The 12,430-nt window shown below is 67.6% G+C and carries 13 protein-coding genes; 4 read left to right on the forward strand and 9 right to left on the reverse strand.

All coding sequences use genetic code 11. From position 1 onward, the window contains the following. Positions 1-127 precede the first annotated feature (127 nt). A complete protein-coding gene (gene phoU / locus JJL56_RS14545) occupies positions 128-832 on the forward strand; it encodes a phosphate signaling complex protein PhoU (protein WP_145625641.1) in 705 nt (234 codons plus the stop codon). 194 nt (positions 833-1,026) lie between these two features. Here phoU and ilvC read toward each other — a convergent pair whose 3' ends face one another. The 6 genes from ilvC to JJL56_RS14575 form a co-directional block, all read right to left on the reverse strand. After that, the gene (ilvC, locus tag JJL56_RS14550) at positions 1,027-2,046 is read right to left on the reverse strand and encodes a ketol-acid reductoisomerase (protein ID WP_014239996.1); all 1,020 of its coding nucleotides are present in this window, start codon (positions 2,044-2,046) and stop codon (positions 1,027-1,029) included. A 163-nt stretch (positions 2,047-2,209) separates the two neighbouring features. Beyond that, positions 2,210-2,716, reverse strand: coding sequence for an acetolactate synthase small subunit (gene ilvN / locus JJL56_RS14555; RefSeq protein ID WP_114861385.1), 507 nt, complete (start codon positions 2,714-2,716; stop codon positions 2,210-2,212). Between the two features lie 50 nt (positions 2,717-2,766). Next, entirely contained in the window at positions 2,767-4,530 is a 1,764-nt protein-coding gene (locus JJL56_RS14560) for an acetolactate synthase 3 large subunit (RefSeq protein ID WP_200485487.1), read from the reverse strand. 305 nt (positions 4,531-4,835) lie between these two features. Beyond that, complete coding sequence (locus JJL56_RS14565; protein ID WP_200485488.1) at positions 4,836-6,050, reverse strand: aminotransferase class I/II-fold pyridoxal phosphate-dependent enzyme; 1,215 nt, start codon at positions 6,048-6,050, stop codon at positions 4,836-4,838. 18 nt (positions 6,051-6,068) lie between these two features. After that, positions 6,069-7,061, reverse strand: a complete 993-nt coding sequence (gene miaA / locus JJL56_RS14570) for a tRNA (adenosine(37)-N6)-dimethylallyltransferase MiaA (RefSeq protein ID WP_200485489.1) — start codon at positions 7,059-7,061, stop codon at positions 6,069-6,071. 80 nt (positions 7,062-7,141) lie between these two features. After that, entirely contained in the window at positions 7,142-7,642 is a 501-nt protein-coding gene (locus tag JJL56_RS14575; RefSeq protein ID WP_145625637.1) for a cupredoxin domain-containing protein, read from the reverse strand. 161 nt (positions 7,643-7,803) lie between these two features. Between JJL56_RS14575 and serB the strand changes: the two genes are divergently transcribed. From serB to JJL56_RS14590, 3 genes are all read left to right on the forward strand, one after another. Further along, complete coding sequence (gene serB, locus JJL56_RS14580) at positions 7,804-8,715, forward strand: phosphoserine phosphatase SerB (RefSeq protein WP_200485490.1); 912 nt, start codon at positions 7,804-7,806, stop codon at positions 8,713-8,715. A gap of 62 nt (positions 8,716-8,777) precedes the next feature. Further along, positions 8,778-9,032, forward strand: coding sequence for a type II toxin-antitoxin system Phd/YefM family antitoxin (locus JJL56_RS14585; RefSeq protein WP_145625635.1), 255 nt, complete (start codon positions 8,778-8,780; stop codon positions 9,030-9,032). Continuing rightward, positions 9,029-9,298, forward strand: coding sequence for a Txe/YoeB family addiction module toxin (locus JJL56_RS14590; protein WP_200485491.1), 270 nt, complete (start codon positions 9,029-9,031; stop codon positions 9,296-9,298). Before JJL56_RS14585 ends, JJL56_RS14590 begins: the two co-directional genes overlap by 4 nt. A 77-nt stretch (positions 9,299-9,375) precedes the next feature. Here the strand turns inward: JJL56_RS14590 and JJL56_RS14595 are convergent, their stop codons facing one another. The 3 genes from JJL56_RS14595 to hflC form a co-directional block, all read right to left on the reverse strand. Continuing rightward, complete coding sequence (locus JJL56_RS14595) at positions 9,376-10,905, reverse strand: DegQ family serine endoprotease (RefSeq protein ID WP_200485492.1); 1,530 nt, start codon at positions 10,903-10,905, stop codon at positions 9,376-9,378. A gap of 257 nt (positions 10,906-11,162) precedes the next feature. Then, complete coding sequence (locus tag JJL56_RS14600; RefSeq protein ID WP_145625632.1) at positions 11,163-11,351, reverse strand: DUF2065 domain-containing protein; 189 nt, start codon at positions 11,349-11,351, stop codon at positions 11,163-11,165. Between the two features lie 124 nt (positions 11,352-11,475). Then, the gene (hflC, locus tag JJL56_RS14605; protein ID WP_145625631.1) at positions 11,476-12,423 is read right to left on the reverse strand and encodes a protease modulator HflC; all 948 of its coding nucleotides are present in this window, start codon (positions 12,421-12,423) and stop codon (positions 11,476-11,478) included. Positions 12,424-12,430 lie beyond the last annotated feature (7 nt).

The raw sequence follows: 12,430 nt of genomic DNA on the forward strand, positions 1-12,430 counted from the left end.
TGCGAAATCAACCGTTCCCATGCCGCGCCCGCCGCATCGACCAGTGGGAAGAAGGCTGGCCTGTGGGGCCGCGAAACGGTAACGTTCCCGGCCGTCCGCCGCACCGATACCGACAAGGCCCGCACCCATGAAGCACCCCGCCCCGCACATCGTCACCGCCTTCGAAGACGCCATGAAGCGGCTGAAGGCCAGCATCGTGCAGATGGCGGGCGCCGCGGAAACCCAGCTGGACGGCGCGCTGACCTGCCTGACCCAGCGCAACCCGGAGCAGGCCCGCGCCATCGTGGAGTCCGACGCGCGGCTCGACAGCTACGAGCATGAGATCGAGGCGAACTGCATGCGCATGCTGGTGCTGCGCCAGCCGGTGGCCGACGACCTGCGCGAGGTGATCGCCGCCCTGAAGATCGCCGGCAATCTGGAGCGCGTCGGCGACCACGCCGCCAACACCGCCCGCCGCGCCGTCTCCGTGGCGGAATTCCCCGAATCCCCGGCGATGAGCACACTGCCCAATCTGGGCCGCCTGGTGCGCCAGCGCCTGACCACGGCGGTGGACGCCTATGTCGACGGCGACGTCGAGCTGGCGCTGCGCGTCTGGCGCACCGACGACGAAGTGGACGCGCTCTACACCAGCCTGTGCGAGAGCATCAACCGGTCGGCGGCCCGCCTGCCGGAGATGTTCACCGCCCACATGCACCTGCTGTTCATCGCCAAGAGCCTGGAGCGCATCGGCGACCACGCGACCAACATCGCCGAGGTGGTGCATTTCGTGCACACCGGCCGGCCGCTTCTCGACGAGCGGCCGAAGGCGGACCGGTCGCGGGGGGATGTGTGAGCGTGCTGCGGCGTTTGCCCCCACCCTAACCCTCCCCCGCTGACGCAGGGGAGGGAACTGCCGCCACTTCGCATAGTCTCCCTCCCCTGCACAGCGGGGGAGGGCCGGGGTGGGGGCAAACCAATGCAGAACTCCCCAAAACGAAGAAAGCGCGCCTCGCGGCGCGCTTTCCCGTTTCTTGATCCAGGAACCGATTAGTTCTTGGACTTGTCGACCAGACGGCGCTCGGCGATCCAGGGCATCATGGCGCGCAGCTTCTCGCCGACCTGCTCGATCGAATGCTCGGCGTTGCGGCGGCGGGTCGCCTTGAAGGACGGCTGGCCGGCCTTGCACTCCAGCATCCAGTCGCGGACGAAGCGGCCGGTCTGGATGTCCTCCAGGACGCGCTTCATCTCGGCCTTGGTCTCCGGGGTGATGATGCGCGGGCCGGTCTTGTAGTCGCCGTACTCGGCGGTGTTGGAGATCGAGTAGCGCATGTTGGCCATGCCGCCCTCATACATGAGGTCGACGATCAGCTTCACCTCGTGCAGGCACTCGAAATAGGCCATCTCCGGGGCGTAGCCGGCCTCGGTCAGCGTCTCGTAGCCGGCCTTGATCAACTCGGTCAGGCCACCGCAGAGCACGGCCTGCTCGCCGAACAGGTCGGTCTCGCACTCTTCCTTGAAGGTCGTCTCGATGATGCCGGCGCGGCCGCCGCCGATGGCCGAGGCGTAGGACAGGGCGATGTCCAGCCCGTTGCCCGAAGCGTTCTGGTGCACGGCCACGAGGCAGGGCACGCCGCCGCCGCGCTGGTACTCGCCGCGGACGGTGTGGCCCGGGCCCTTCGGCGCGATCATGAACACGTCGAGGTCGGCGCGCGGCTCGATCAGGTTGAAGTGCACGTTCAGGCCGTGCGCGAAGGCGAGCGCGGCGCCTTCCTTCAGGTTCTTGGCGAGGTCGTCGCGGTACAGGTCGGCCTGCAACTCGTCGGGGGTGAGGATCATCACCACGTCGGCCCAGGCGGCGGCCTCGCCCGGAGCCATGACCGTGAAGCCGGCGGCCTCGGCCTTCTTGATGGTGGCCGAACCCGGGCGGAGGGCGATGCGCACGTCCTTCACACCGCTGTCACGCAGGTTGTTGGCGTGGGCGTGGCCCTGGCTGCCGTAGCCGACGATGACGACCTTCTTCCCCTTGATCAGGTTCACGTCGGCATCACGATCATAATAGACGCGCATGGTGGTCTTCCTTGGATTTTTCGATCTGGTGGTGCGAGTTTTGCGCAGCGGAATTACTCCACCGGCGAAAGGGCCGCGTCAAGCAGAACACTGTTCGATAGACTGATAAAGGACGGCGGGCTGGGTTGTCCCCCCATCATCCCTGGCCGTCATGAGACCGGGATCAGAACCCGGTGGCTCCCTTCGACATGGCGACGACGCCGGTCCGGCTGGCCTCGACGAGGCCGAGCTGGGCCATCAGCCCAACGAAGTCGTCGACCTCCGCCGTCGTGCCGGTCAGTTCGAACACGAAGGAGGTCAGGGTGGCGTCCACGACCTTCGCCTTGAAGATGTCGGCCAGACGCAGCGCCTCGATGCGGCGGTCGCCGGTGCCGGCCACCTTGACCAGCGCCAGTTCGCGCTCCACCGACGGCCCCTCGTCCGTCAGGTCGTGCACCTTGTGCACCGGCACTAGCCGGTCGAGCTGGGCCTTGATCTGCTCCACCACCATGCGGGTGCCGGAGGTGACCAGCGTGATGCGCGACAGGTGGTCGGCGTTGTTCACCTCCGCCACCGTCAGGCTTTCGATGTTGTAGCCGCGGCCCGAGAACAGGCCGATGACGCGGGCCAGCACGCCCGGCTCGTTGTCCACCAGCACGGCGATGGTGTGCTTTTCGATCTTCTCTTCCACGATCCGTACTCCGCCAGAGGGCCTTCAACCGTTCGTCTTGGTCGCCGCGATCAGACCAGCACCATGCCGTCTTCCGGCGTGGCGTCGGACGGGCTGTCCTCCGGACCGAACAGGATTTCGTTGTGGGCCTTGCCGCCGGGGATCATCGGGAAGCAGTTTTCCTTCGGGTCCACGGCGATGTCGATGATGCAGGGGCGGTCGGTGACGGCCAGCATCTTCTCGATGACCTCGTCCACCTCGGCCACCGTGGTCGCGCGCAGGCCGACGCAGCCCCAGCTTTCCGCCAGCTTCACGAAGTCGGGCAGCGCCTCGGAGTAGCTGTTGGAGTAGCGGGAGCCGTGCAGCAGCTCCTGCCACTGGCGCACCATGCCCATGTACTTGTTGTTCAGGATGAAGATCTTGACGGGGGCGCGGTACTGCACCGCCGTGCCGATCTCCTGCATGTTCATCAGGAAGGACGCCTCGCCCGACACGTCCACGACGATGGCGTCGGGGTGGGCGAGCTGCGCGCCGATGGCCGCCGGCAGGCCATAGCCCATGGTGCCCAGGCCGCCGGAGGTCATCCAGCGGTTCGGCTCGTCGAAGGGCAGGAACTGGGCGGCCCACATCTGGTGCTGGCCGACCTCGGTCGTCACATAGTGGTTCTTGCCGCGCAGCGCCTCGCGCAGCCGCTCCAGCGCGTACTGCGGCTTGATGACCGCCTCGGTGCGGTTGTAATTCAGGCAGTTGCGGGCGCGCCAGCCCTCGACCTGACCCCACCACTCCTTCAGCGCGGTCTGGTCCGCGCGCTTCTGGCGGGCCTTCCAAATGCGGATCATGTCTTCCAGAACGGCGCCGGCGTCACCGACGATGGGGATGTCCACCGCGACGTTCTTGTTGATCGAGCTGGGGTCGATGTCGACGTGGATCTTCTTCGATCCCGGCGCGAACTCCGACAGCTTGCCGGTCACGCGGTCGTCGAAGCGGGCGCCGATGTTGATCATGACGTCGCAGTTGTACATGGCGAGGTTCGCCTCGTACGTGCCGTGCATGCCCAGCATGCCCAGCCACTGCGGGTCCGACGCCGGGAAGGCGCCCAGCCCCATCAGGGTCGAGGTGATCGGGAAGCCGGTCATCTTCACGAACTGGGTCAGCAGCTTGGCCGCGATCGGGCCGGCATTCACCACGCCGCCGCCGGTGTAGAAGATCGGGCGCTTGGCGGTGGCGATCAGCTCGATGGCCTCCTCCACGCGGGCGATCTCGGGCTTCACCTGCGGGCGGTAGGTCTTGTGCTTCACCTCGGTCGGCGGGACGTAGGTGCCGTCGGCGAACTGCACGTCCTTCGGGATGTCGACCAGCACCGGGCCGGGGCGGCCGCTGCGCGCCACGTAGAAGGCCTCGTGCATGGTGCGGGCGAGCTGGTTGACGTCCTTCACCAGGTAATTGTGCTTGGTGCAGGGGCGCGTGATGCCGGTGGTGTCGGCCTCCTGGAAGGCGTCGTTGCCGATCAGGTGGGTCGGCACCTGCCCGGACAGGCAGACCAGCGGAATGCTGTCGCACAGCGCGTCGAGCAGGCCCGTCACGGCGTTGGTCGCGCCGGGGCCGGAGGTCACCAGCACGCAGCCCACCTTGCCGGTGGAGCGGGCGTAGCCTTCCGCGGCGTGCACGGCGGCCTGCTCATGCCGGACGAGGATGTGCCTGATGTCGTTCTGCTGGAAGATGGCGTCGTAGATCGGAAGTACCGCGCCGCCCGGATAACCGAAGATGATGTCGACGCCCTGGTCCTTCAGGGCCTTGATGACGATCTGCGCGCCGGTCAGCTTCTGTTCGGGCATAGCTCACGACCTTCCAATGGGGGCCCCTCTTTTCACGGGCGGCCCTGTTCCTTCTCAAACCCCGGCGATGGCCTGCTGGGAAAACAAGGGGTTATCCCCAAAGGCGAAGGCCGGGACCGGCAAACTAGACAATCCGCCGGTCACCGGTCAACCCATTTTGCGAATGATCGAAAAGATTTTTTGCCGCAGTTTTTCCAAATATTTCGCAAGCTGGAAGGACCGCCCTCCCCGCAAAGCCGTCTTCAAACGCGAACGGCCTGCCCCGCGGGTGCGGAGGCAGGCCGTTGCGCAAGAAGCGGCAGAGGTTACGCCGCGACGGTCTGGAGCAGGCCGCAGAGGCGGCGGATGCCTTCGCGGATGCGCTCCGGGTTGTTGTTGGAGAAGCTGAGGCGCAGCGTGTTCTTCCCCGACCGGTCGGCGTGGAAGGCCGAGCCGGGGACGAAGGCGACGTTGGCGTCCTTGATGGCGCGGGCCAGCAGGTCCACCCCGTCGGTGCCCTCCGGCAGTTCGATCCAGACGAACATGCCGCCGTCCGGCTTGGTCCAGGTCACCCCGGCCGGCGCGAACTCGGCCAGCGCGGTCAGCATGGCGTCGCGGCGCTCCTTGTAGCCGGCGCGCAGGCGGCGGATGTGGCTGTCGAAGCTCTGCGACACCACGTCGTGCAGCACGATCTGGTTGATGGTGCTGGTGTGCAGATCGCCAGCCTGCTTCATCAGAACCAGCCGGTTGACGACCTCCGCCGGGCCGTTGATCCAGCCCACGCGCAGCGCCGGCACCATCGTCTTGGAGAAGGAGCCGCAGAAGAGCACGTTGGTGATCTTGCCGCCGTTGCGGGCGGCGTCCAGCGCGGCGATGGACGGGATCGCCTCGCCCTCGTAGCGCAGCTCGGTGTAGGCGGCGTCCTCGACGATCGGCACGCCGTGCTTGGCGCAAAGGTCCAGCAGCGCCTCGCGGCGGGCCAGCGAGATCGTCGTGCCGTTGGGGTTCTGGAAGTCGGGGACGAGGTAGAAGAACTTCGGCTTCTGCTCCAGCGCCGCCTCAACCGCGGCCAAGTCCGGCCCCTCGGCGTCGCCGGGAACGGAGAGATACTGCGGCTCGTAGGGCGAGAAGGCCTGGAGCGCGCCGAGATAGGTCGGGCGGGTCACCAGGATCTTCTCGCCCGGCCCGATCAGCAGCTTGCCGACGAACTCCAGCGCCTGCTGCGACCCGCTGGTCACCAGCACCTCGTCCAGACCGGCCTGGATGCCGCGGCGGTCCATGTAGGCGCAGATCCATTCGCGCAGCGGCGTGAAGCCCTCGCTGATGGTGTATTGGAGCGCGCCGCCGGCCCCGCCGTTGGACTGGAAGATCTTCTCATAGGCGCGGGCGATGGCCGCCGTCGGGAAGAAATCGGGGTCCGGGATGCCCCCGGCGAAGGAGATGATTTCCGGCCGTTCGAGCAGCTTCAGCAGCTCCCGGATTTCCGAGGCTCCCATACCGGCGACGCGACCGGCAAACACGTTTCCCCAATCGACCGTCACTTTCAATCCTCCTGAGGGTCAACGACGCAACGTCGTTTCAAGATAGGTCAGTATTGCTTCACTAAGCGGTCTTGCGTAGAGCGAATTGATCGTATGGCAGCCATGCAGCGCGGAGGCCGGAGGCCGGCTGGCGAGCTGGTGGCGGAACCAGGTGACCTGCCGCTTCGCGTAGCGGCGCGTGGATTGCTGAGCCAGCGCTATGGCTTCGTCGAGCGTCAGCGCGCCGCGCAGATGGTCGCGCAGTTCCGGCACCCCCAGCGCCTTCATCGCCGGCAGGTCGGGGTCGAGGCCGAGCGCGTCCAGACGCCGCACCTCCTCCAGCGCCCCCAACCCCATCATCACGCGGAAGCGGCGGTCGCAATTGGCGTAGAGCGCGTCACGCGGCGGGTCGAGCAGCAGGACGGAGAAGGCCAGCCCCTCGGGTGCGCCCTCGGCCCGCTGGGTCTGCCAGTGGGACAGCGGTTGGCCGGTGGCCTCCAGCACTTCCCAGGCGCGGGTCAGACGGGTGGTGTCGCCGGGGTTCAGCTTGGCCGAGGCCGGGTCGCGGCGCACTAGCTCCTCGCGGAAGGCCTCGCCGCCCAGGTCCCGCAGGCGGGCGTGTGCGGCCTTGCGGACCTCGTCCGGAACCGCGGGGACGGCGCTCAACCCTTCCATGAGCGTGCGCAGATAGAGGCCGGTGCCGCCGACGACGATGGGCAGGCGTCCGGCGGCGTGGGCCTCGGCGATCTCTGCCAGCGCCATGTCGCGCCAGCGCGCGGCAGACCCGCGCTCCGCCGCTGGCAGCACGCCGTAGAGCCGGTGCGGGGCCTGCGCCAGATCCTCCGCCCCCGGACGGGCGGTCAGCACGTCCAGTTCGACGTAGAGCTGCATGCTGTCGGCGTTGATCACCGTGCCGTTGCGCGCCAGGGCGATGTCGAGCGCCATGCCCGACTTGCCCGACGCCGTCGGGCCGCCGATCACCACCACGTGCCGGTGCCGCCCATCCCGGTTCCGCGGGCTGTCCTCTGCCATGTCGCCTTGCCTGACGTTCCTCCGGTTACAGCGTATGGCAGGGGAAGGCTCGGCTTGGCAAGGCCGACCGGTGAACGGCCTCAGCGAACCGTGATCGTCCCGGTCATCCCGAAGCCGCTGTGCAGCGGTTCGTGGCAGGCTAGGTCATAGGTTCCGGCCTGGACCGGAATGAACTCCACCACATCGGTCTGGCCGGCCGGAATCTCCAGATTCACCAGGGCCGGCGTCTCGACGGCGCCTTGCGCGGTGGTGACCCGCCGCACCGCGATGGCCTTGAAGAAGCCTTCCGACGTGAAGGTGTGCGCGACGCTCCCGCGGTTCTCCAGCGTCAGGCGGTAGGGCGTTCCCCGCTCGAAGGCCAGACGGTCGGGCTGGAACCGGAACTCGTCCAACTGCACGGTCACGGGACGGGCCTGTGCCCAATCCACCGCCGAGACACGTGCCCCCACGTCGCCGACATAGCCGGGCGGCGGGCGCTGCGCCAGGTCGGTCCCGGCGCCGCAGCCGGCCAAGAACAAGGCAGGTGCCAGGGTGAAGGCGAGAATGGACAGGGTGTGAAGGGTGGCAGGCCGCTGGATCATGGACGAACCCTCCCGCGATTTGAGCGGAAACACGGCGGGAGGCGACCGGGTCCCCGGCGCGTAATGTCTACGACGCTTGGCGGAGTGGGTTGGCGGAGGGTCCCGGCTGTGCTAGGGAGCGCGCGCGCCCCTCCCCACGGCTCTTCCAGGATCGCCCCGCCATGAGCGCTGTCGTTACGCTGATCGCCGCCGCCTCCGCCGTTCTCGACGAGCAGGCCGTGCAGGCCGCCCGCGCGTCCCTGACCGCGCTGGGCGCCGACACCGCCAAGCCGGACTGGCTGGCGCCGGACCGCGCCTGCGACATCGCCGAGGAAGGGCTGGTGCCCGAGCAGGCCGAAGCCGCCGTCCGCCGCGCGCTGGCCAATCTTGCGCTGGACGGCCTCGCCATCGACGTGATCGCCCAGAAGCCGGGCAACCGGAAGAAGCGCCTGCTGGTCGCCGACATGGAATCGACGATCATCGAGCAGGAGATGCTGGACGAGTTGGGCGACTATGTCGGGCTGAAGGACCACATCGCCGCGATCACCGCCCGCGCCATGAACGGCGAGATCGACTTCAAGGACGCGGTGCGCGAGCGGGTCGCCCTGCTGAAGGGCCTGAACGAGAGCGTCGTCGACGAGGTGTGGCAGCGCGCCACCCTGATGCCGGGCGCCAGGACGCTGGTTTCCACCATGCGCGCCAACGGGGCGACCTGCGTGCTGGTCTCCGGCGGCTTCCGCTGCTTCACGGAGCGGGTGCGCCAGTGGGTCGGCTTCGACGACGACCGCGGCAACGTGCTTGAGGTGGTTGACGGCGTCATGACCGGCGCGGTCGTGGAGCCGATCCTCGACAAGGACAGCAAGCTGGAGGCGCTGCTCGCCTACGCCGGAGAGCGCCACGTCCCGACCGTCGAGACCATGGCCGTCGGCGACGGCGCAAACGACCTGCCGATGCTGCTGGCTGCCGGGCTTGGCGTCGCCTTCCATGCCAAGCCGACCGTGGCCGCCCAGGCCCGCGCCCGCGTCGACCATGGCGACCTGACCGCCCTGCTGTTCGCACAGGGCTACCGGATCGGGGAGTTCGTGGAAGGCTGACGCCCTAACCCTTGACGGGCACGCTACCTGTACGCAAATCTGTACAGGATATGGAGGATGCCATGGGCCACGTCAGCTACTCGGAACTGCGCCAGAATCTCGCCCGCTACATGGATGAGGTTTGCGATTCCCACGCGCCTCTGGTGGTGACCCGCCAGAACGCCCGCTCCGTCGTCATGATTTCCGAGGAGGAGTTCGAGAGCATGCAGGAGACGCTGCATTTGCTCCGAAGCCCGGCGAACGCCGCGCGCCTGCTTGATTCCATCGCCCAGGCGGAGGCCGGACAGGGCGCCGTGCGCGACCTCGACGACGCATGAAGCTGCTGTTCACTCCCCACGGATGGGACGATTACCTGTATTGGCAGGAAACCGACCGGACGGTTCTGAAACGGATCAACGAATTGATCTGCGACGCCGCGCAAAGCCCGTTCAAAGGAATCGGAAAGCCCGAACCACTGCGCGGAAATCTGTCCGGATGGTGGTCACGCAGGATCACCGGAGACCATCGGCTGGTCTATCGGGTGACCGGCCAGGGGCAGGATCAGACCCTGGAGATCGTGGCCTGCCGCTATCACTATGGATGAGACGTAAGCGGCGGATGAAAAGAAAGGGCACCGGCGGTTTCCCGCCGATGCCCTTTTCGTTGGAGCGCTATCTCTGATCAACCCTGGCTGAGCGGGATGGCGACGAAGCGCAGGTCGCCGTGACGGTCCACCAGCAGCAGGATGGACTTCTTGCCCTGCTCCTTGGCCTTCTGGATCTTGGCGGTCACGTCCTCCGGCTTGCGGACCTCCTCCTGGCCGACCTCGATGATGACGTCGCCGGCGCGAATGCCCTTTTCCGAAGCTGTGGAGTTGCCCGCCACCTCGGTCACCACCACGCCCTTCAGCTCGGGCTTGATCTCGAACTGCTGGCGCAGCTCCGGGGTGATGTTGGTCAGCTTCAGGCCGAGCGTTTCGGTCGGCTTCTGGGCCGGGGCCTGCTGCGGCTGGCGGCGCTGCTCCTCCGGATTGGCGGCGAGAAGGCCCGATTCCTCGGCGGCCTCAAGCTCGCCCACCTTCACCTGGAGCTGCTGCGACTTGCCCTTGCGCCACACCTCGACCGGGACGGCCTTGTCGATCGGCGTCTCGGCGACGACGCGCGGCAGGCGGCGCATCTCGTTGATTTCCTTGCCGTCGAACTTGGTCACCACGTCGCCCGCCTGGATGCCGGCCTTGGCCGCCGGACCGTTCGGGGTGATCGAGGCGACCAGCGCGCCCTTGTGGCCCTGGAGGCCTAGGCTCTCGGCGATCTCCGGGGTCACGCCCTGGATGCGCACGCCCAGCCAGCCGCGCCGCGTCTTGCCGTATTCGCGGAGCTGCGCGACCACCTGCTTGGCGAGGTTGGACGGGATGGCGAAGCCGATGCCGACCGAGCCGCCCGACGGCGAGAAGATCGCCGTGTTGATGCCGATGACCTCGCCGTTCAGGTTGAACATCGGGCCGCCGGAGTTGCCGCGGTTGATCGAGGCGTCGGTCTGCAGGAAGTCGTCGTAAGGGCCGGCGTTGATGTCGCGCTGGCGGGCGGAGATGATGCCGGCGGTGACCGAGCCGCCCAGGCCGAACGGGTTGCCGATGGCCAGCACCCAGTCGCCCACGCGCATGGCGTCCGAATCGCCGAAGGGAACGGCGACCAGCGGGTGGTTCGTGTTGATCTTCAGCAGGGCGACGTCGGTCTTCGGGTCCTTGCCGATCAGCTCCGCCTTGATGTTGGTGTCGTCCTGCAGGATGACGGTGATCTCGTCGGCGTCCTGGATGACGTGGTTGTTGGTGACCACGTAGCCGTTCTTGGCGTCGATGATGAAGCCGGAGCCGAGCGAGGTCGACTTGCGCGGCTGCTGCGGCTGGTCCTGCTGCTGGCGGTCGAAGAAGTCGCGGAAGAACTCCTCGAACGGCGAGCCCGGCGGGAACTGCGGCATCTCGGGACGGGCGCCCTGCTGGCGCTGCGCCACCGCCTGGCTGGTCGAGATGTTGACCACGGCGGGCAGCAGCTTTTCCGACAGATCGGCGAAGCTGGTCGGCGCCGGGCGCGACTGGGCCATGGCGGGGGTGCCGGCGGCGGCGGACAGCCCCAACAGGAGAGCGGCGATCAGCGGCACGACGCGCAGCCGGCGGCCAAAATCGGCGCGGTGGATGGGGTGGTTCGGGTTCAACTCAGCTCTCCCTGCCGGACATCCGGCACCTTCTTGTTCCAATCGGCCATCTGTTCCAATCGGCTCGCGGTTTCAAGCGAATCGCGGTCCGAGGGGGGCGCTTCACCGATCCGTGTGCCGGATGTAATCCCCGCGCGTCACCGCTTCAAGCAAAGGCGCACGGGTCCCATCCGCCACGGAGGACGCGCGAGTATAGAAGTCGGAGTATGGCCGGAAAATGGCGGCGCGGTCCAGCGACGCGCACGCGGCAAAGGGCGTCAGGCGCCGCGCAGAAGCCAGACGAATCCGACCCCGGCCATCGCCGTCGCCAGCCCGACGGCGCGCAGCCGGTTCTCCGGCATCGTCAGCGCTTCGACGATCAGCCGCCGCATCGCGGACGGGAACAGTGCGTAGAGCACGCCCTCGATCACCAGGACCAAGGCCAGCGCGGTGAGGAAATCCGTCATCGGTCGGGCGGCATTTCGGAGAAGGAATGCGGGGCGGGAAGACAGAATTGGGGTGGGAGAACGGGAGCCCCCACCCCACCCCCTCCCCCGGGACAAGGGGGAAGGGGAAGCCGAGCGCGACGTCTTACTGCTGCTGGGCGGTCGCCGGGGCCGGGGCCCGCTGCGGCGCCGGGCCGCTGCCCGAGGCCGGGGCCGGCTGGCCGTTGCCGCCGCCGGTGATGTCACCGAAGTAGCGGAAGAACTCGCCGGTCGGGGACAGCACCATGGTGGTGTCGTCCTTGTTCAGCGACTTCCGGTAGGCTTCGAGCGTCCGGTAGAAGCTGTAGAACTGCGGGTCCTGCGACGTCGCCTCGGCGATCATCTTCAGCGCCTGGTTGTCGCCTTCACCGCGCAGGATCTGCGAATCGCGCTGCGCTTCGGCCAGGATGACGGTGCGCTCGCGGTCCGCACGGGAGCGGATCTGCTGCGACTGCTCCTGACCCTGGGCGCGGGCCTCGGCGGCTTCGCGCTCACGCTCCGACCGCATGCGGGCGAAGATCGACTGGCTGGTCTCCTCCGGCAGGTCGGCGCGGCGGATGCGGACATCGACGATCTCGATGCCGAATCGCTTCGCCTCGTCGTTCACCTGCCCGCGGATGTCGTTCATCACGCGCGGACGCTCGTCCGACAGGATGGCGAGCAGGGTTTCGCTGCCGAGAACTCGGCGCAGCGCCGAGTTCACGATGGAGTTCATACGCGTCTCGGCCACCGCCTCGTTGCCGGCGGTCTGGTAGAAGCGAAGCGGGTCCAGGATGCGGTAGCGCGCGAAGGCGTCCACGTCCAGGCGCTTCTGGTCGGCCAGGATGACCTGCTCCACCGGTGGATCGAGGTCGAGCACGCGGCGGTCGAGGATGCGCACCTCCTGGATGAAGGGGATCTTGGCCTTGAGGCCGGGATCGCGGATGACGCGCACAGGGTCGCCGAACTGGAGGACGAGCGCCTGCTGCGCTTCGTTCACCGTGAACAGCGAGGCCGAGGCGAGGACGCCCGCCACGAGGATGCCGATGCCGGCGACCAACAGACTGCGGTTCATGGCATCC

Source organism: Azospirillum aestuarii (assembly GCF_016632405.1).
Classification (GTDB): Bacteria; Pseudomonadota; Alphaproteobacteria; order Azospirillales; family Azospirillaceae; genus Azospirillum; species Azospirillum aestuarii.